General features: G+C 72.9%; 17 protein-coding genes. 14 read left to right on the forward strand and 3 right to left on the reverse strand.

Annotation, left to right across the window (positions count from 1 at the left end; genetic code table 11):
* Nucleotides 1–18 precede the first annotated feature (18 nt).
* The 3 genes from ACE1OC_RS29305 (at nucleotide 19) to ACE1OC_RS29315 (ending at nucleotide 4,566) form a co-directional block, all read left to right on the forward strand.
* A complete protein-coding gene (locus ACE1OC_RS29305) occupies nucleotides 19–1,182 on the forward strand; it encodes a hypothetical protein (RefSeq protein ID WP_407839532.1) in 1,164 nt (387 codons plus the stop codon).
* A 431-nt stretch (nucleotides 1,183–1,613) separates the two neighbouring features.
* On the forward strand, nucleotides 1,614–2,756 hold the full coding sequence (locus tag ACE1OC_RS29310; RefSeq protein ID WP_407839533.1) for a glycosyltransferase family 4 protein: 1,143 nt from the start codon (nucleotides 1,614–1,616) through the stop codon (nucleotides 2,754–2,756).
* A gap of 193 nt (nucleotides 2,757–2,949) precedes the next feature.
* Nucleotides 2,950–4,566 carry a GMC oxidoreductase gene (locus ACE1OC_RS29315; protein WP_407839534.1) on the forward strand — a complete coding sequence of 539 codons (1,617 nt, stop codon included), beginning with the start codon at nucleotides 2,950–2,952 and terminating at the stop codon, nucleotides 4,564–4,566.
* Between the two features lie 16 nt (nucleotides 4,567–4,582).
* Here ACE1OC_RS29315 and ACE1OC_RS29320 read toward each other — a convergent pair whose 3' ends face one another.
* Entirely contained in the window at nucleotides 4,583–6,379 is a 1,797-nt protein-coding gene (locus ACE1OC_RS29320) for an AMP-dependent synthetase/ligase (RefSeq protein ID WP_407839535.1), read from the reverse strand.
* 228 nt (nucleotides 6,380–6,607) lie between these two features.
* On the opposite strand from ACE1OC_RS29320, the gene ACE1OC_RS29325 reads away from it, so the two are divergent.
* The 6 genes from ACE1OC_RS29325 to ACE1OC_RS29350 all read left to right on the forward strand — a co-directional run bounded on the left by ACE1OC_RS29325 (nucleotide 6,608) and on the right by ACE1OC_RS29350 (nucleotide 12,143).
* Nucleotides 6,608–7,402 (forward strand): metallophosphoesterase family protein, encoded by a 795-nt coding sequence (locus tag ACE1OC_RS29325; RefSeq protein WP_407839536.1) that lies wholly within the window; start codon nucleotides 6,608–6,610, stop codon nucleotides 7,400–7,402.
* 84 nt (nucleotides 7,403–7,486) lie between these two features.
* Entirely contained in the window at nucleotides 7,487–7,945 is a 459-nt protein-coding gene (locus ACE1OC_RS29330; protein WP_407839537.1) for an SRPBCC family protein, read from the forward strand.
* A gap of 564 nt (nucleotides 7,946–8,509) precedes the next feature.
* Nucleotides 8,510–9,658 carry an ArsA family ATPase gene (locus ACE1OC_RS29335; RefSeq protein ID WP_407839538.1) on the forward strand — a complete coding sequence of 383 codons (1,149 nt, stop codon included), beginning with the start codon at nucleotides 8,510–8,512 and terminating at the stop codon, nucleotides 9,656–9,658.
* A gap of 103 nt (nucleotides 9,659–9,761) precedes the next feature.
* Complete coding sequence (locus tag ACE1OC_RS29340; protein WP_407839539.1) at nucleotides 9,762–10,298, forward strand: DUF5304 domain-containing protein; 537 nt, start codon at nucleotides 9,762–9,764, stop codon at nucleotides 10,296–10,298.
* Between the two features lie 61 nt (nucleotides 10,299–10,359).
* On the forward strand, nucleotides 10,360–11,301 hold the full coding sequence (locus ACE1OC_RS29345) for an ROK family glucokinase (RefSeq protein ID WP_382981363.1): 942 nt from the start codon (nucleotides 10,360–10,362) through the stop codon (nucleotides 11,299–11,301).
* 86 nt (nucleotides 11,302–11,387) lie between these two features.
* Entirely contained in the window at nucleotides 11,388–12,143 is a 756-nt protein-coding gene (locus tag ACE1OC_RS29350; RefSeq protein WP_407839540.1) for an endonuclease/exonuclease/phosphatase family protein, read from the forward strand.
* Nucleotides 12,144–12,617: 474 nt separating this feature from the next.
* On the opposite strand, the gene ACE1OC_RS29355 is transcribed toward ACE1OC_RS29350, so the two are convergent.
* The gene (locus ACE1OC_RS29355; protein WP_407839541.1) at nucleotides 12,618–13,214 is read right to left on the reverse strand and encodes a hypothetical protein; all 597 of its coding nucleotides are present in this window, start codon (nucleotides 13,212–13,214) and stop codon (nucleotides 12,618–12,620) included.
* On the reverse strand, nucleotides 13,207–13,986 hold the full coding sequence (locus tag ACE1OC_RS29360; protein WP_274552301.1) for an alpha/beta hydrolase: 780 nt from the start codon (nucleotides 13,984–13,986) through the stop codon (nucleotides 13,207–13,209). Before ACE1OC_RS29360 ends, ACE1OC_RS29355 begins: the two co-directional genes overlap by 8 nt.
* 163 nt (nucleotides 13,987–14,149) lie before the next feature.
* Here ACE1OC_RS29360 and ACE1OC_RS29365 point away from each other — a divergent pair, with 163 nt between their 5' ends.
* The 5 genes from ACE1OC_RS29365 to ACE1OC_RS29385 all read left to right on the forward strand — a co-directional run bounded on the left by ACE1OC_RS29365 (nucleotide 14,150) and on the right by ACE1OC_RS29385 (nucleotide 19,218).
* Nucleotides 14,150–14,941, forward strand: a complete 792-nt coding sequence (locus ACE1OC_RS29365) for a lysophospholipid acyltransferase family protein (RefSeq protein WP_407841713.1) — start codon at nucleotides 14,150–14,152, stop codon at nucleotides 14,939–14,941.
* Between the two features lie 38 nt (nucleotides 14,942–14,979).
* Nucleotides 14,980–16,188 carry a MacS family sensor histidine kinase gene (macS, locus tag ACE1OC_RS29370; protein WP_407839542.1) on the forward strand — a complete coding sequence of 403 codons (1,209 nt, stop codon included), beginning with the start codon at nucleotides 14,980–14,982 and terminating at the stop codon, nucleotides 16,186–16,188.
* A gap of 68 nt (nucleotides 16,189–16,256) precedes the next feature.
* Nucleotides 16,257–16,901: a response regulator gene (locus ACE1OC_RS29375; RefSeq protein WP_250743819.1), complete on the forward strand. Its 645-nt coding sequence runs from the start codon at nucleotides 16,257–16,259 to the stop codon at nucleotides 16,899–16,901.
* Nucleotides 16,902–17,082: 181 nt separating this feature from the next.
* Nucleotides 17,083–18,111 (forward strand): 6-phosphofructokinase, encoded by a 1,029-nt coding sequence (locus ACE1OC_RS29380; RefSeq protein ID WP_254383951.1) that lies wholly within the window; start codon nucleotides 17,083–17,085, stop codon nucleotides 18,109–18,111.
* 105 nt (nucleotides 18,112–18,216) lie between these two features.
* Nucleotides 18,217–19,218 (forward strand): 2-hydroxyacid dehydrogenase, encoded by a 1,002-nt coding sequence (locus tag ACE1OC_RS29385; RefSeq protein ID WP_407839543.1) that lies wholly within the window; start codon nucleotides 18,217–18,219, stop codon nucleotides 19,216–19,218.
* Nucleotides 19,219–19,385: the final 167 nt, after the last annotated feature.

Raw genomic sequence — 19,385 nt, forward strand, 5'->3', positions numbered from 1 at the left:
GCTGCGTACGATCGGGTGATGCTCCCGGTCCTGGGCCGTACCCCTCTCCGGCGCCCGCGCGCACTGCCGCCGGTGCTGCTCTGCCTGCTGCTGCTCTGCGTGCCGCTCGCCGGATGCGGCTCCGGTTCCGGGGCTCCTTCGGTTTCGGCGGACCCCGCCGAACGGGAGGTCCGGCGGGCCGTCGCCGCCTGGTCGGCGGCCCCGCCCGCGGCCCTCGCGGCGATCCCGCTCGAGGGATGGTCGTACGAGGTCTCCACGGTCCGGGTGGAAGGCGTACGGGCCTTCGCGCGCGCCGAGCTGCGCTACCGGCTCACCGGCTACGACGCCGCCCCGGCCGGCTCCGCCCGCGAGGTGGAGCTCACCCGCGACGGCGGCGCCTGGGCGGTGACCGCCGACCGGCCGGCCCCCGGAGCCCTGCCCCAGCTGTGGGACCAGGGCCCGGTGTCCGTGGAGCGCGGGGCACACGCCCTGGTGCTCGGCGGCGCCGGCCAGAGCTCCGGCTCCCTCTCCGCGATCGCCGCCGAGGCCGACAGGGCGGTGCCCGCGGCGAGCGCGGCCTGGCCGCGGCCCTGGGCGGGCCGGGTGGTGGTGCTGGTGCCCGGCTCGCTGGACGCGATGGCGGCGCTGCTGGGGCGGCCCGCGGACGAGTACCGGGGCCTGGGCGCCGTCACCACCGGGCGGACCGGGGCGGGACCGGCCCCCGCCGACCGGGTCGTGGTGAACCCGGGGGGGTACGGGCAGCTCTCGGCGGAGGGCCGCCAGGTGATCCTGACCCACGAGACCACCCACGTGGCGACCCGGGCGGCGACCACGTCCCGGACCCCCCTCTGGCTCTCCGAGGGCTTCGCGGACTGGGCCGCGTACCGCGACAGCGACCGCGGCCCGGCCGAAGTCGCGCCGGCCCTCGCCCGCGCGGTGCGGCAGGGCGATCTGCCGGGGGCGCTACCCGACGCCGGTGCCTTCGCCTTCGGCGGCGACGCGGACGCACTGGCGCGGGCCTACGAGGGCTCCTGGCTGGCCTGCAGGCTCATCGCCCGCCGGTGGGGGGACGCGGCACTGGTCTCCCTGTACGAGAAGTCCGGCCGGGAGTCCCTGCCCGCGGCGCTGGAGGAGGCCCTCGGGACGGATCCCGCCGCCCTGACACGGGCCTGGCAACAGGACCTGACCCGGGAGTTCCGCTAGCCCGCGCGAGGGCCGGGTGCGGCACCGTCGCCGGGGGCCGGCCCCCGGACCCCCGCTCCTCAAACGCCGGAGGGCCTGGATTTTGGCCGGCCCGGGCCTGGAAGAGCCTGCGCCGCGTGGTCGCGGGGTGCGGCACCGTCGCCGGGGGCCGGCCCCCGGACCCCCGCTCCTCAACCGGAGGGGCTGGAGTTGGTCGACGTAGGCCTGCACCTTGCGCACGGGTCCGCGGGCCGGATTGCCCGCAGGGCAATTCCAGCCCCGCCGGCGTTTGAGGCGCGGGGTCCGGGGCGGAGCCCCAGGGGCCTCGGGCGCCGCCCCGGCTCCGGCGGTCCGGCCCGCGCCGCCCGTACCGCAGGCCGCGCACCCACACGCCCCGCCGGGGCATCGGGGCCGCGGGGACCCGCCGTGGCCTCCGGTAGGGTCGGCAGGCGATGGACAAGACGCTGATCGTGACCAACGACTTCCCGCCGCGGCCGGGGGGCATCCAGGCCTTCCTGCACAACATGGCGCTGCGACTCGACCCCGACCGGGTCGTGGTCTACGCCTCCACCTGGAAGCACTCCGCCGAGGGCCGGGAGGCCACCGCCGCCTTCGACGCGGAGCAGCCCTTCCAGGTGGTCCGCGACCGTACGACGATGCTGCTGCCGACCCCCCGGGTCACCCGCCGGGCCGTGGGCCTGCTGCGCGAACACGGCTGCTCGTCGGTGTGGTTCGGCGCGGCGGCCCCGCTGGGCCTGATGGGCCCCGCCCTGCGCCGGGCGGGCGCACGCCGGATCGTGGCGACCACGCACGGGCACGAGGCGGGCTGGGCGCAGCTGCCGGTCGCGCGCCAACTGCTGCGGCGCATCGGCGAGGGCACGGACACCCTGACCTACCTGGGGGAGTACACCCGTTCGCGGATCGCCCCGGCCCTGACGGACCGCGCGGCGGTGCGCATGACGCAGCTTCCGCCGGGGGTGGACGAGAAGACCTTCCACCCGGGGTCGGGCGGCGCGGAGGTCCGGGCGAAGCTGGGTCTGACGGACCGGCCGGTGGTCGTCTGCGTCTCCCGGCTCGTTCCCCGCAAGGGGCAGGACACGCTGATCGAGGCGATGCCGCGGATCCTGGCGGCCCTGCCGGACGCCGTCCTGCTGATCGTGGGCGGCGGCCCCTACGAGGCCGACCTGCGGGCCCTGGCCGTCTCGACCGGGGTCGCGGACTCCGTCGTGTTCACGGGAGCGGTCCCGTGGTCCGAACTGCCCGCGCACTACGGGGCGGGGGACGTCTTCGCGATGCCCTGCCGGACCCGGCGCGGAGGGCTCGACGTGGAGGGCCTCGGCATCGTCTACCTGGAGGCCTCCGCCACCGGCCTGCCGGTGATCGCCGGCGACTCCGGAGGCGCTCCGGACGCCGTGCTGGACGGGGAGACGGGCTGGGTGGTCCGCGGCGGGGCCCCGGCCGAGACCGCGGACCGCGTCGTCACCCTGCTCCGGGACCCGGCCCTGCGCGCGCGCATGGGCGAGCGCGGCCGTGCCTGGGTCGAGGAGAAATGGCGCTGGGACCTGCTGGCGGAGCGCCTGCGCGAGCTGCTGTAGCCCCCCGGCGGCGGGGTCCCCTTTCCGTACGGAGGGGGATTATCGCTCTTGAGGGGCCGATCGCGGGCAGAGTCGATCAAACCGCGCGGGCCGGGGCGGGGCCCGCCTACGGTCGAGCCATGTCTGACTGTTACTCAGAAGCGTGTCAGTGCGGGTTATGGCTGGTTGAGCGGAATCCGCTCATGATGCGGCCATGACACCAAACCTGACACGTCGTCATGTTCTCGGTCTCGGGGCCCTGCAGACCGCGGCGGCCCTCGGCTTCACCCGGATCGGCCTGCAGTCCGCTGCGGCCGCCGAGCCCGCGGCCGCAGCGTACGCCCCGGCCATCGTCGTCGGCTCCGGCTACGGTTCCGCCGTCGCCGCGCTCCGCCTCGGGCAGGCCGGCGTGCGGACCGTCGTCCTGGAGATGGGCCGGCTCTGGGACACCCCGGGCGCCGACGGGAAGGTCTTCCCCGCCACCTCCGCCCCCGACCAGCGCTCGATGTGGTTCCGCAACCGCACCGAGGCCCCGCTCGCCCAGTTCCTCTGGCTGGACGTGGTCAACCGCAACATCAGCCCGTACCCCGGAGTCCTGGACCGGGTGAACTACGGGGGCATGTCGGTGTACGTGGGCCGCGGCGTCGGCGGCGGCTCCCTAGTCAACGGCGGTATGGCGCCCACGCCGAAGCGCTCGTACTTCACCGAGGTCATGCCCCGGGTGAACGCCGACGAGATGTACGGCACCTACTACCCCCGGGCCCGCGCCATGCTCGGGGTCAACGACATCGACCCGGCCTGGTTCGAGTCCACCGAGTGGTACCGCTTCGCCCGGATCTCCCGCAAGCACGCCCAGAAGACCGGGTTGAAGACCACCTTCGTCCCCAACGTCTACGACTTCGAGTACATGAAGCGCGAGGCCGCCGGCACCGCCGCCAGATCCGCCCTCGCGGGCGAGGTCATCTACGGCAACAACCACGGCAAGAAGAGCGTGGACAAGACCTACCTCGCCGCCGCCCTGGGCACGGGGAACGTCACCATCGAGACCATGCAGCGCGTGGTCGGCGTACGGCAGGACCCGGCCGGCGGCTACGTCCTGACCGTCCAGACCAGCGACCTCACCGGCCGCGTCACCCAGGTCCGCGAACTGGGCTGCAAGCAGCTCTTCCTCGGCGCCGGCAGCCTCGGCACCACCGAGATCCTGCTGCGCGCCCGCGAGACCGGCACCCTGCCCGCCCTGAACGACAAGGTGGGCCTCGGCTGGGGCCACAACGGCAACGTCATGACCGCCCGCGCCAACCACCTGTGGGACACGGTCGGCGCCAATCAGGCCACCATGCCCGCCCTCGGCATCGACGACTGGGACAACGCCTCGAACCCGGTCTTCGCCGAGATCGCCCCGCTCCCGATGGGGTTCGAACACTGGATCTCGATGTACCTGGCCATCACCAAGAACCCGGAGCGCGGGCACTTCACCTACGACGCCGCCAGCGACTCGGCGAAGCTCCAGTGGACCCGGGACCAGAACACCCCGTCCGTCGAGGCCGCCAAGCGCCTCTTCGACCGGATCAACCGGGCCAACTTCACGATCTACCGCTACGACCTCTTCGGCGACAACAAGAACTTCGCCGACAACTTCACCTACCACCCGCTGGGCGGCTGCGTCCTCGGGGACGCGACCGACGACTTCGGCCGCGTCAAGGGCTACCAGGGCCTCTACGTCACCGACAGCTCGCTGATCCCCGGATCGCTCGGCGTGAACCCCTTCGTGACCGTCACCGCGCTCGCGGAGCGGAACATGGCGCGGGTCCTCGCCGAGGACCCGCGCTAGCCCGGGAAGACCCGCACTAGCCCCGGTAGAGGGCTTCGATCTCGTCCGCGAAGTCCTTCGCCACCACATTCCGCTTCAGCTTCAGCGAAGGCGTGATGTGCCCGGACTCCTCCGTGAACTGGGACGGCAGAATGCGGAACTTCCGCACCGATTCCGCCTTGGAAACCGCCGCGTTGCCGTCGTCCACGGCCTTCTGGACGGCGGCGATGAGGTCCTCGTCCTCGCGCAGCTGGGCCGCCGTCACACCGGCCGGCTTGCCGTGCTCCGCGGCCCACCGGCCCAGGAACTCCTCGTCGATGGTGACCAGCGCGGCGACGAACGGCCGCGCGTCGCCGACCACCATGCACTCCGCGACCAGCGCGTGCGCCCGGATCCGGTCCTCGATCACCGCGGGGGCGACGTTCTTGCCGCCCGCCGTGACGATGAGCTCCTTCTTGCGCCCGGTGATCGCCAGGTAGCCGTCCTCGTCGAGCGTGCCGACGTCGCCGGTGTGGAACCAGCCGTCGGTCAGCGCGTCGGCGGTGGCCGTCGGGTTGTTCCAGTACTCCTTGAAGATGTGCTCGCCGTGCAGGAGCACCTCGCCGTCGTCGGCGATGCGCACCACGGAGCCCGGGAGCGGCTGGCCGACCGTACCGATCTTCGTCTTGTCCCACGGGTTGAAGGCCGTGGCCGCACAGGACTCGGTCAGGCCGTAGCCCTCCAGCACCGTGAAGCCGATGCCGCGGAAGAAGTGGCCGAGCCGCTCGCCCAGCGGGGCCCCGCCGGAGATCGCGTACTCGCCGCGCCCGCCGAGGACCGTGTGGAGCTTGCTGTAGACCAGCTTCGAGAAGAGCTTGTGCTTCAGCTTGAGCTTGAGGGACGGCCCGCCCGGCAGGTCCAGCGCGCGGCTGTACGCGATCGCCGTCTCGGCCGCCGCGTCGAAGATCTTGCCCTTGCCGTCGGCCTGGGCCTTGGCGCGGGCCGAGTTGTAGACCTTCTCGAAGACGCGCGGGACGCCGAGGATCAGCGTGGGCCGGAAGGACTGCAGCTCGTCGGTGAGGTTCTTGATGTCCGGTACGCAGCCCAGCCGGATCGGCGCCAGCACGGCCGCCACCTCCACCAGGCGGCCGAACACGTGCGCGGCCGGCAGGAAGAGCAGCACGGAGCACTCGCCGGTCCGGAACAGCGGACGCAGCCGGGCCACGATGTTCCCGCACTCGGCGAAGAAGCTGCGGTGGGTCAGCACGCAGCCCTTGGGGCGGCCGGTGGTGCCGGAGGTGTAGACGATGGTGGCCGGGTCGTCGGCGCCCGCGAGCGCGCTGCGCTCGTCGAGCACGGCGTCGGAGATCTCGGCGCCGGCCGCGTTCAGCGTCTCCAGGGCGCCCTGCTCGATCTCCCAGACCTCGCGCAGCTCCGGCAGCCGGTCGCGCAGGGCGGCCACGGCCGCGGCGTGCCCGGGGGACTCCACGATGACCGCGACGGCGCCGGAGTCGCCGAGGATCCACTGGATCTGCTCGGGGGAGCTGGTCTCGTACACGGGGACCGTGACGGCGCCCGCGCTCCAGATCGCGAAGTCGATCAGCACCCACTCGTAGCGGGTGCGGGAGATCAGGGCGACCCGGTCGCCGGGCTTGATGCCGGCCGCGATCAGGCCCTTCGCCGCGGCGCGGACCTCGGCGAGGAACTGGGTCGCGGTGACGTCCTGCCACGCGCCGGCGACCTTGCGGGCCATGACGGCGGTGTCGGGATGCTGAGCTGCGTTGCGGCGGATGAGATCCGTCAGGTTCCCGTCCGAAGGGACCTCGTACAGGGCCGGAAGGCTGAACTCGCGCAAGACTGCTGCTCCTCTGGGCGCCATCGCCACCATGTGGACCGACGCGACGTTACCCACCGGTAGGCGGTTCCGGATAGAGGGAACCGGCCAGATGTTCCCTGCGTCACATGTCGCGGCCGTGTCCTGCCGACATTAGTCGACCCGCTTTGCGACTCGGAAGTAACCGCAGGTCCGGCCGCCTGAGCCGATTCCCTCCCCGCGGTGGCCCGGCCCGCCTAGGGTGGCCGCATGGGTGGCTCTATGGGTGGCACTAAGAACCGGACACGGATCCATGTGGTCAGCGACGTCCACGGCAACACCGAGGCCCTGGCACGGGCCGGGGAAGGCGCCGACGCGCTGATCTGCCTGGGCGACCTCGTCCTCTTCCTCGACTACGCCGACCACTCGCGCGGCATCTTCCCCGACCTCTTCGGCGTCGAGAACGCCGATCACATCGTCGAACTGCGCACCGCCCGCCGTTTCGAGGAGGCCCGGGAGTTCGCCCGCGGACTGTGGGCCGGGCTGGACCGGGAGCGGCTCGTCGAGGGCGCCGTCCGGCGCCAGTACGCCGAGATGTTCGCCGCCTTCCCCCGGCCCACGTACGCCACGTACGGCAACGTCGACATCCCCGGGCTCTGGCCCGAGTACGCCGGCCCCGGCCTCACCGTGCTCGACGGGCAGCGGGTCGAGATCGGGGGCCGGGTCTTCGGTTTCGTCGGCGGCGGCCTGCCCTCGCCGATGCGCACGCCCTACGAGGTGCCCGAGGAGGAGTACGCGGCCAAGGTGGAGGCGCTGGGCGAGGTCGACGTGCTGTGCTCGCACATCCCGCCGGAAGTGCCCGAGCTCTGCTACGACACGGTGGCCCGGCGCTTCGAGCGGGGGAGCGGAGCACTGCTCGCCGCGATCCGCCGGGTGCGGCCCCGATACGCGCTCTTCGGCCACGTCCACCAGCCGCTCGCCCGCCGGATGCGGATCGGCGCCACCGAGTGCGTGAACGTCGGGCACTTCGCCGCCACCGGAAGGCCGTGGGCCCTGGAGTGGTGAGGTCATGACGCGCGATAGCCTTCACGCGGCGGCCCCCGGGCCGTCCGCACACTTCCTCGAACTCCCCCCGGAGGAGCGACCGCGATGGCGGAACACACCAGCTCGAGCATCACGATCGAGGCGGCCCCGGCCGACGTCATGGCCGTGATCGCCGACTTCGCCCGCTACCCGGAATGGACCGGCGAGGTGAAGGAGGCCGAGGTGCTGGCGAAGGACGACGCCGGCCGGGCCTCTCTCGTCCGGCTGCTGCTGGACGCGGGCGCGATCAAGGACGACCACACGCTGGCCTACACCTGGCCGGCCGAGAACACGGTCAGCTGGACGCTGGACAAGTCCCAGATGCTGCGGCAGCTCGACGGGTCCTACCAGCTGGCGCCGGTCGCGGGCGGTGCGCGCACCGAGGTGACCTACTCGCTGACGGTGGACGTCAAGATCCCGATGCTCGGCATGATCAAGCGCAAGGCGGAGAAGGTCATCATCGACCGCGCGCTGGCGGGCCTGAAGAAGCGCGTGGAAAGCCGCCCCGGCGCCGGCCCTTCTTAACGCGGAGCACACTCCTTCTTGACGCGCCGCTCGCGCGGTGCGGCCCTGGCGGGCCTTACCGGCTTCGCGTCGCTGCGCCGGACTCCGTCCGGCGGTGGCCGGTCGGGGCTGTCGCCCCTGCCGTCCCGGCGCGGGGCCCGGTGGCGGGTGCGGGTGGGTCGGCCCTGCGGGGCTGGGTCCCCTACCCGCCCTTCGCCCGTTCCCCGGGGCTCCGCCCCGGACCCCGCTCCTCAAACGCCGGAGGGGCTGATAGATCCAGCCTCGCCGGCGTTTGAGGCGCGGGGTCTGGGGCGGAGCCCCAGGGGGTCCGGGCGCAGCCCGGGGCCCCGCTTTCAGCCCGTCCGGCGTTTGAGGACCGGGTCCGGGCAGCGCCCGGGGAACGGTGGAAGGGCGGGGCGGGGACTTTGCCCCGCGCAGCGGCGCATGTGCGGCAGGGCTGCGCTCGTGCCGGGTCGCAGGCCCCCTGGCGGACGGTGCGGGTCCGGGGGCGTGGCAGGGTGGCGGGGGTCGCCGTCAGCCCCGCCGGGGATGCGGGGGCCAGGCACACGCGGAGCTAGGAGCAGCATGCACACCCTTCTCGTCACCGGCCCCGGCGGCGCCGGCAGAAGCACCGTCGCGGCGTCCACCGCACTCGCCGCCGCCCGGCAAGGGCACCGCGTGCTCCTGCTCTCCGCCGGCCCCACCGACCCGCCCGTCGCCCCCGAGGGCACGCTCCGCGTGACCCGCGTCGACTCCGGCGAGGAGTTCCGCCACGAGCTCGTCGCGCTCCAGGAGCGCGGCTCCGCGGTCCTCGGGATGCTCGGCGCACGCCCCCTGCACACCGACGAGATCACCGAGCTGCCCGGCGCCGAGCAGTTCGCCCTGCTCCGCGCCCTGCGCCGGGCCGCGGACGAGCCCGGCACCGACCTCGTGGTGGTCGACATGCCTCCGCTGCACCAGGCGATCACCACCCTCGCCCTCCCCGCCCAGCTCCGCCGCTACCTCGCCCGGCTGCTCCCCGCGGAGCGCCAGGCGGCCCGAGCCCTGCGCCCCGTACTGGCCCAGCTCGCCGGCGTCCCCATGCCCGCGCAGTGGCTGTACGAGGCCGCCGCCCGCTGGGACGAGGACCTGGCGGCCGTACAGGACGTCCTGGAGGCCCCCACCACCTCCGTACGGCTCGTCGCCGAGCCGGGACCCGCCTCCGACGCCGCGCTGCGCCTGGGCAGGCTCGGGCTCGCCCTGTACCGGCTGCCCGTCTCCGCGCTCGTCGCCAACCGGATGCTGCCCGCCGGATCCACCGACCCGTGGCTGGCGGGACTCGCCGCCCAGCAGGAGAAGTACGCCGCCCAGTGGGCCGGGGACGAGAGCCTTCCGGTGCTCCCCGTACCCCACCTGGGCCGGGACCCGCACGGTCCCGAGGACCTGGCGGAGCTGGCCCCGGCCCCCGCCCCGGCGATCGCGCCCCGCCCCGCCTGGACGGTGGAGGACCGGATCGCCGAGGACGGGGTGCTGCTCTGGCGGGTCCCGCTGCCCCGCGCGGAGAAGCCCGAGCTCGGGCTGGTGCGGCGCGGAGACGAGCTGCTGATCACGGTGGGCCCGTACCGCAGGATCGTTCCGCTGCCGGCGGCGCTGCGCCGCTGCACCGTCTCCGGCGCCGCCCTCGCCGACGAGGAGCTCCGCATCCGCTTCACCCCGGACCCGGGCCTGTGGCCCCGGAGCGGCGAGAAGGCGTAGCGGGCGGCCCCGGCGGCCTGGGGGGCGTACCGCCGTTCGGGTAACGTCGGAGGGAGCAGGAGTCCGTACCGCACGCCCAGCCGCCGCCGCAGGAGAGTCCGCCATGAGCGAGGCCACCGACCGTCCCACCGATCCCTCCTCCGGGGACGACGCCTGGGCCGAGGCCTGTGCCGAGGACCTCGCCGCCGAGCGGGAGCGCCGCAGGTCCGAGCAGGGCGCCTCCGCGGGCGCCGGCACCGGGACCGCCGCCGAGGAGCTGTTCAAGCTCTTCGAGGCCGTCGCCGACAAGGTGTCCGACAAGGTCTCCGCGCTGAACAACCCGCTGTTCGGCGTCGCCGCGCAGGGCGCCGTACGCCAGTTCGTCAACCAGGCGAAGACCGCCGCCAAACCCGTGGTCGAGCGCAATCCCGAGGTCTTCGACCACCTCGCGGCCGCGGGCTCGGAGCTGCTCGCCGCCTACCGCTCCGCGGTCGAGGGCCACGAGCGCCGCTGGACGCGCGACGAGCCGTCCTCGGGGTGGGGGAGCGGGACCCCCGGGAACACGGGGACCGCCGGGACCCCCGAAAGCCCTGCCGGGAACGCGAAGGACCCCCGTGACGAGGGCGACGACGGCCCGACCGAGCGGATCGATCTCGACTGAACCCCCGCCTCCCTCGGGTACGGTTGACAGCGGCGGGGTTTGACCGGAAACCGAGGGACTAATGGGACTCACCATCGGCGTCGACATCGGCGGCACGAAGATCGCGGCCGGCGTGGTCGACGAAGACGGCACCATCCTTGAGACGTACAAGGTGCCCACGCCGCCGACCCCGGACGGAGTGACGGACGCGATCTGCGCCGCCGTCTCCGAGGTCAGCGCCAGCCACACCATCGACGCGGTCGGCATCGGCGCCGCCGGATACGTCGACGACAAGCGTGCGACCGTACTCTTCGCGCCGAACATCAACTGGCGGCACGAGCCGCTCAAGGACAAGGTCGAGCAGCGCATCGGCCTGCCCGTGGTCGTCGAGAACGACGCCAACTGCGCCGCCTGGGGCGAGTACCGCTTCGGCGCCGGCCAGGGCCACGAGGACGTCATCTGCATCACGCTCGGCACCGGCCTGGGCGGCGGCATCATCATCGGCAACAAGCTCCGGCGCGGACGCTTCGGCGTGGCCGCCGAGTTCGGCCACATCCGCGTCGTCCCCGACGGCCTGCTGTGCGGCTGCGGCAGCCAGGGCTGCTGGGAGCAGTACGCCTCCGGGCGCGCGCTCGTCCGGTACGCCAAGCAGCGCGCCAACGCCACCCCCGAGAACGCGGTGGCCCTCCTCGCGCTCGGCGACGGCACCCCCGACGGCATCGAGGGCAAGCACATCAGCGAGGCGGCCCGCGCCGGCGACCTGGTGGCCATCGACTCCTTCCGCGAGCTGGCCCGTTGGGCGGGCGCCGGCCTCGCGGACCTGGCCTCGCTCTTCGACCCCTCGGCGTTCATCGTCGGCGGCGGCGTCTCGGACGAGGGCGACCTGGTCCTCGACCCGATCCGCAAGTCCTTCAAGCGCTGGCTGATCGGCGGCGCGTGGCGCCCGCACGCGCAGGTGCTCGCCGCCCAGCTGGGCGGCAAGGCCGGTCTGGTCGGCGCGGCGGACCTGGCCCGCCAGGGCTGAGCCCCCCGCCCTGCGGCGACCCGTAGCGACGGACTGCCCGCCGCGCCCCCTGGGGTGCGGCGGGCAGTCTCGTTATGTTGCGGGGTATGGACCTCACCGAGCTGCCGAACTCCCGCACCGAAGCCGATGGTTCCGCCGTGATCCGGGTGCTCTCCTACAACGTCCGCTCGCTGCGCGACGACGAGGACGCACTGGCCCGGGTGATCCGCGCGTGCGCGCCCGACCTGGTGTGCGTCCAGGAGGCGCCGAGGTTCTTCCGGTGGCGCAAGCACGCGGCGCGGCTCGCCTCGAAGTGCGACCTGGTGGTCCTGTCGGGCGGCGCCACGGCGGCGGGGCCGCTGCTCCTGTGTTCCCTACGGGCCTTCGTGGAGCGGACCGAGGACATACTGCTGCCGTTGACGCCGGGCCGCCACCGGCGGGGCTTCGCCACGGCCGTCGTGCGGCTGGGTGGGGTCCGGGTCGGGGTGCTGAGCGCACACCTGTCGCTGGACGGGCCCGAACGGCTGGCCCAGTCGGAGCTGCTGCTGGAGCGCCTCGCGGGGATGGACGTGCCGTACGCGATCGCGGCGGGGGACATCAACGAGGGCCCGTCCGGGCCCGCCTTCCGCCGGCTGGCGGGGGGCCTGCAGGACTGTTGGGCGGCGGCGCCGTGGGGTGGGGAGCACACGTGGGTGCGGTCGTCGCCGCCGCGGCGGATCGACGCCGTCTTCGCCGGCGCGGGCGTGGAGGTCCTCGCCTGCGGTGTCCCCTCGCCCCTGCCCGGAGTCACCCCGGAGGACCTCACCCGAGCAACGGACCACCTCCCGGTCCTGGCCACCCTCCGGCTGCCCGCACCTTCTTGAGGCGCCGGTGGGTGGGTGCGGGTGGCTCGGCCCTGCGGGGCAAGCTCCCCGACCCACCCTTCGCCCGTTCCCCGGGCTGCGCCCGGACCCGTTGCCGCGTGCGGCGCCGTTGCCGGGGGCCAGCCCCCGGACCCCCGCGCCTCAAACGCCGGAGGGGCTGGATTTTCGCCTGGCGGGGCTGGATTGCCCGCAGGGCAATTCCAGCCCCGCCGGCGTTTGAGGCGCGGGTCCGGGCAGCGCCCGGGGAACGGTGGAAGGGCGGGTAGGGGACTTTGCCCCGCAGGGCCGAACCACCCGCACCCGCCCACCGGGCCCCGCGCCGGGCCGGCGGTGGCGAGCACCCCGACCGGCCGCCGCCGGACGGAGTCCGGCGCAGCGGTGCGAGCGGCGCGTCGAAAAGGTGCCCGGCGCAGCGGGGCGAAGCCCGGGAGGCCCGCAAGGGCCGGGTGGTGCGAGCTCCGCGTCAAAAAGAGGTCAGACCACCGCGCCGCGGCCCGGGTCGTCGTCCTCGTCCTCGTCCGTGGACATGCGGGCGACCAGCGTCGCGAAGCCGCCCAGGAAGCCGCCGACGCCCAGCGTCGTCAGCCACCAGGTCATCTCCCACTGGAGCAGCACCGCCAGGAGCAGCAGGACTGGTCCGCCCACCACCGCCAGCCAGGCGAACTTGGACGTCGCGTCCGCCTCCGGCAGCTCCGGCTCCGGGGGGACGAAGTGCCCCTCGTCCTTCGCGGCCTCCGGGGAGTCGTCCGGCTCGGCCAGGGAGTGGTCCCGGGGACCCGCCCCGATCCCGCCGCCCACGCCCGGGGCGAACACCACCGAGCTGCCCAGAGCCGCCGACGGCGGTTCCGGGGAGGCCGGGTTCGCCGGGGAAGCCGGGTCGGCCGGGGGCACCGGGCCGGCGGCCGCCGGTTTCACGTCCTCCTCCGGCAGGAGGAGGTTCTCGATCGGACGGAACGGTCTCGCGCCGGGCGGATCCGCCGGCTCCTGGCCGTAGCCGGCGACGATCGCCGCCCACGCCGCTTCCTCGTCCAGCGGGGGGACACCCCCGGAGGACTCCTCGTGCTCAGCCACCGCTGGCCGCCCCCTCCCTGCCCAAGCTCTCCGACAGCCGTCCGACGAACGCGTAGCTGTCCGCGAAGATCTTCTCCGCGTCATGGTCCAACGTCGCGACGTGGTAACTCTGTTCCAGCAGCGTTTCGGTGACGTCCGTGGAGGACACCCGCGCCAGGATCCGCGTTGAGTCCGTCGGCCGCACCACGTGGTCCTGCGGGCTGTGCAGCAGCAGCAGCGGCTGCGTCACCTGAGGCAGTTCGGTGTCCAGCATCTGCAGGAACTTCCGCAGCGAGTGCGCGGCCCGGGTCGGGACCCGGTCGTAGCCGACCTCGTCCGCGCCCGGCTTGGCGATGTCGCTCGCGATGCCCGGGGTCGACCGGATGAAGTGCTTGACCACCGGCAGGGCCACGGCCAGCGGGTCGTGGATCTTGTTGACCGGGTTGACGAGGACGATCCCGCTGATGCTGTCCCCGTGCTTCGCCGCCAGTCGCAGCGTCAGCGCGCCGCCCATCGACAGCCCGAAGACGAACACCTGATCGCAGCTGTCGAGGAGCTCCCGCAGCGCGCGGTCCACCTCGGCGTACCAGTCCTGCCAGCCGGTGAGCTGCATGTCCTGCCAGCGCGTCCCGTGCCCGGGGAGCAGGGGCAGCGACACCGTCAGTCCCTGCGCGGCCAGATGGTCGGCCCAGGGCCGCATCGACTGGGGGGAACCGGTGAAGCCGTGGCAGAGGAGGACGCCGACCTTTCCGCCCTCGTGGCGGAACGGCTCGGCTCCAGGGAGGACGGGCACCAGGGTCTCCTTAAAGGGGGGCGTGGGGTGCGTAGCGCTGTGTGACTTCACCGTACGCGACGGGGGTGGCACCGACCAGGGTCGTCGGACGGCTCCGGGTGCGACCACGGGATATGGTCTGTTCGACAGACACAGGAAGGCTTTCGAGTTGATCTACGGCGCAATGAAGTTCTCGATCGGCGGTTCCCTGAAGCTCGCCTTCAGGCCGTGGGTGGAGGGCCTCGAGAACATTCCCGCAGAGGGGCCGGCGATCCTCGCGAGCAACCACCTGTCCTTCTCCGACTCCTTCTTCCTCCCGGCCGTGCTGGACCGGAAGGTGACCTTCATCGCGAAGGCGGAGTACTTCACCTCCCCGGGCGTCAAGGGCAAGCTGACGGCCGCCTTCTTCAAGGGCGTCGGCCAGCTCCCGGTGGACCGTTCCGGTGCGCGCGGGGCCGGCGAGGCCGCCATCAAGAGCGGCATCGACGTCATCGAGCGCGGAGAGCTGTTCGGTATTTACCCCGAGGGGACGCGTTCACCCGACGGCCGGCTGTACCGCGGAAAGCCCGGCGGTCTGGCCCGGGTGGCGCTGGCCACCGGCGCGCCCGTGATCCCCGTCGCGATGATCGACACGGAGAAGATCCAGCCGCCCGGCAAGGTGGTTCCGAAGCTCATGCGACCGGGTATCCGGATCGGGAAGCCGCTGGACTTCAGCCGCTACCACGGCATGGACGGGGACCGCTTCATCCTCCGCTCGGTGACCGACGAGGTCATGTACGAGATCATGAAGCTCTCCGGCCAGGAGTACGTCGACATCTACGCGACGGCCGCCAAGCGGCAGATCGCCGACGCGGAGAAGGCCGCCGCGAAGAGCGAGAAGGCCGAGAAGGCGGAGCAGGCCGGGAAGGCCGCACCCGTCGAAAGCACCGAAAGCACCGAGAAGGCCGGACCGGCCGCCGCGGACACCGACAAGTAGCAGCACACGGGCGGGACCGCCCGTACGGGGTGGGGGAGATGGCGAAGCGCGAGCGCGTCGTACGCATGTCGGTCGAGCAGCCGCTGTGGCGTGCCCTGACGGCCTACCGGCTGCTCACCATGGTTTACGCGGCCCTGCTGTTCGCCTCCGCCTACAAGGAGTTCGACCGCCCCTGGATCGCGGCCTCCTACCTCGCCTTCCTGGCGGGCTGGACCCTGGTCACGCTCCCCAAGGTGGCCAACGCCGCCAGCTGCACCAAGCGGTTCCTGTGCGCCGACCTCACCGTCGCCTGCGTCGGGATCCTGCTCACCCCGCTCGCCGACAGCCACGAACGCGTCACGGGCGGCGGCCCCACGCTGCCCTCCATATGGACCGCGGGCGCGGTCCTCGCCTTCGCCCTCAAGGGCGGCTGGCGCTGGGCCTGTTTCGCCTCCAGCTTCGTCGCCGCCGCGAACCTCGTGCAGCGCGGCGAACCCACCCGGGACACCCTGCACAACGTGCTCCTGGTCTGGGTGGCCTCCGTCGCCATCGGCTACGTCGTCGAGGTGGCCCGGGCCAGTGAGGCCACCCTCGCCCGCGCCCTGGAGATAGAGGCCGCCACCCGGGAGCGCGAACGCCTCGCCCGCGACATCCACGACGGGGTCCTCCAGGTCCTCGCCATGGTCCAGCGGCGCGGCACCGAACTGGGTGGGGAGGCCGCCGAGCTGGGCCGGATGGCGGGGGAGCAGGAGGTCGCGCTGCGCACCCTGGTCTCCAGCGGACTGGCGCGCCCCTCGCGGATCTCCCGCGACGAGGCGCACGGCGCGATCGTGGCCTCCGTCGAGGTAGAGGAACCAGGCGAGGACGAGGGCGAGCTCGATCTGCGGGCCCTCCTCGCCCCGCACGCGGGCTCGCGGGTGAGCTTCGCGGAACCGGGCACCCCGGTGCCGTTGCCGGTGCCCGCCGCCAGGGAGCTGGCCGCGGCGGTCGGGGCCGCCCTCGACAACGTGCGCAAGCACGCGGGCGAGGGGGCCAGTGCCTGGATCCTGGTCGAGGACTGGGGCGACGAGGTGATCGTGACCGTCCGGGACGACGGTCCGGGCATCCCGGCCGGCCGGCTCGACCAGGCCGAGGGCGAGGGCCGGATGGGAGTGGCCCTGTCGATCCGGGGCCGGCTCCGCGACCTCGGCGGCAGCGCCGAGCTGGTGTCCGTCCCGGGGCAGGGCACCGAAGTGGAACTGAAAGTACCGAGGGGGAGCACCACATGAACGAGTCGAGCGAGCAGAGCGGGCACGGCGAGCAGGCCGGGCAGAACGGCCTGGGCGGCATCAAGGTCATGGTCGTGGACGACCATCCGATGTGGCGGGACGCGGTCGCCCGCGACCTGGCCGCCGCCGGTTTCGACCTGGTGGCCACCGCGGGCGACGGACCCGAGGCCGTCCGCCGGGCCCGCGCGGCGGCCCCGCACGTCCTGGTCCTCGACCTCAACCTGCCCGGCATGCCCGGGGTCCAGGTCTGCAAGGAACTGGTCGGCGCCAACCCGGCGCTGCGGGTCCTCGTGCTCTCCGCGAGCGGCGAGCACGCCGACGTCCTGGAAGCGGTGAAGTCCGGCGCGACCGGCTACCTGCTGAAGTCCGCGGGCGCCCAGGAGCTCATCGACGCCGTGCGCCGCACGGCGGCCGGCGACCCCGTCTTCACCCCGGGCCTGGCCGGCCTGGTCCTCGGCGAGTACCGGCGCCTCGCCACCGACCCGGCGCCGGCCGCCTCGGACGAGCCGAAGGCACCGCAGCTCACCGACCGGGAGACCGAGGTGCTGCGGCTGGTGGCCAAGGGGCTCTCGTACAAGCAGATCGCGGAACGGCTGGTCATCTCCCACCGCACCGTGCAGAACCACGTGCAGAACACCCTGGGCAAGCTCCAGTTGCACAACCGGGTGGAGCTCGTCCGGTACGCGATCGAGCGCGGCCTCGACGACGCCTGAGGCGCGCACGGGGCGAGGCCGCCCCTCGTACGAGTGAACGGGCGTACGCAACGCCCCGCAATTCCCCCGGAATTGACCCTTCCTCAGGCCTTGCTGTGACCTGAGTCACCACTAGCGTGACCGTCATGCGGGCCCCGCGGCCTCAGCGGGCCCTGTGGCGAAGGGAAATTCCATGAAGGCCATGAAGGTCGGAGTGCTGACGGGCGGCGGCGACTGCCCCGGGCTCAACGCGGTGATCCGCAGCGTCGTGCGCAAGGGCGTCCAGGAGTACGCGTACGAGTTCATCGGGTTCAAGGACGGCTGGCGGGGTGCGGTCGAAGGCCGCACCGTCCCGCTCGACATCCCCGCCGTCCGCGGGATCCTGCCGCGCGGCGGGACCATCCTCGGCTCCTCGCGCACCAACCCGTTCAAGCTGGACGACGGCGTCCGCCAGATCAAGGAGAACCTCGCCAAGTACGAGGTCGACGCCCTCGTCGCGATCGGCGGCGAGGACACCTTGGGCGTGGCCGCGAAGCTCTACGAGGAGTACGGCATCCCCTGCGTCGGGGTCCCGAAGACCATCGACAACGATCTGTCGGCCACCGACTACACCTTCGGCTTCGACACCGCCGTCGGCATCGCGACCGAGGCCATCGACCGGCTGCACACCACCGCCGAATCGCACATGCGGGTGCTGGTCGTGGAGGTGATGGGCCGGCACGCCGGCTGGATCGCCCTGCACTCGGGGCTCGCGGGCGGCGCCAACGTCATCCTCATCCCGGAGCAGCGCTTCGACGTGGACCAGGTCTGCGAGTGGGTGACCTCCCGCTTCAAGGCGAGCTACGCGCCGATCGTGTGCGTCGCCGAGGGCGCGATGCCCAAGGACGGCGACATGGTGCTGAAGGACGCGACGAAGGACTCCTTCGGGCACGTCCGGCTGTCCGGCGTGGGCGAATGGCTGGCCAAGGAGATCGAGGCGCGGACCGGCAAGGAGGCCCGTACGACCGTACTCGGACACATCCAGCGGGGCGGCACCCCGAGCGCGTTCGACCGGTGGCTGGCCACCCGCTTCGGGCTGCACGCGATCGACGCGGTGCGCGACGGGGACTTCGGGAAGATGGTCGCGCTGAAGGGCACGGACATCGTGCGGGTGCCGATCGCCGAGGCGACGGCGAAGCTGAAGACGGTGGACCCGGCGCTGTACAAGGAGGCCGGAGTGTTCTTCGGCTGAGTTCTCGGTCGAGCCCCGGGCTGGGCGCAGGGCGGGTCGGGACCATGGGTCGTAAGGTGACAAACGACCCATGGTCCGATTCTTTGGCGCAGTACGGGAGCGAACGTGGAAATCCTGGCATTCGGGGTGACGGCGGACGAGAAGCCGCTCATCGAGAAGGCATTCGCGGGGCAGCACGAGGTGCGCTGCCTGGACGTCTTCCTCAGCGAGGACACCGCCCCCATCGCGGCCGGGTACGAGATCGTGTCGTCGAGCGTCAACGCGGACCTGAGCGGGCGGGTGCTGCGCACCCTGGCCGCGGGCGGGACGAAGATGATCGCCCAGCGGTCCACCGGCTTCAACAACATCGACCTGGACGTCGCGCGGCAGCTCGGCCTGACCGTCGGCCGGGTCTCGTACTACTCCCCGTACTCGGTGGCCGAGTTCGCGTGGACCCTGGCCATGGCGGTGAACCGGCGGATCGTCCGGGCCTCGAACCGCACGCGGGACTTCGACTTCCGGCTCAACGGCCTGATGGGCCGCGACATGCGCGGCCGCACGGTGGGGGTGCTCGGCACCGGCAAGATCGGGGAGGCGTTCACCCGGATCGCCCACGGCTTCGGCATGAACCTGCTGGGCTGGGACGTGGCGCAGAACCCGGCGTGCGTGGAGCTGGGCATGAAGTACGTGGACAAGGACGAGCTGTTCGCGTCCTCGGACCTGATCAGCCTGCACGTTCCGCTGCTGGAGTCCACCCACCACATCATCGGCGCCCAGGCGCTCAAGCTGATGAAGGACGACGCGATCCTGGTGAACTCCAGCCGCGGCGGGCTCGTCGACACGGACGCGCTGGTCACGGAGCTGCGGTCGGGGCGTTTCACCGGGGTCGGCCTGGACGTGTACGAGGCGGAGGCCGGACTCTTCTTCCTGGACAAGTCCCTGGTGGTCGTCGAGGACGACACCCTGGCGCGGCTGATCACCTTCCCGAACGTGGTCGTCACCTCCCACCAGGCGTACTACACCCTCGACGCGGTGAGCCAGATCATCGACACCACGGTCGCCAACGTCGCGGACTACCTGGCGGGCCGCCGCTCGGAAAACACCCTGAGCCCCGCCGGCGCCTCCTGACGCGCTGCTCCCCTTCTTGAGGCACCCCTCGCACCGGTGCGCCGGACTCCGTCCCCGGGCTGCGCCCGGACCCCCTGGGGCTCCACCCCCGGGGCCGTGCCTCAAACGCCGGCGAGGCTGGATTTGCCAGCCCGTCCGGCGTTTGAGGACCGGGTCCGGGCGGAGCC

Source organism: Streptomyces stoeckheimensis, from assembly GCF_045822005.1.
Lineage (GTDB): Bacteria > Actinomycetota > Actinomycetes > Streptomycetales > Streptomycetaceae > Streptomyces > Streptomyces stoeckheimensis.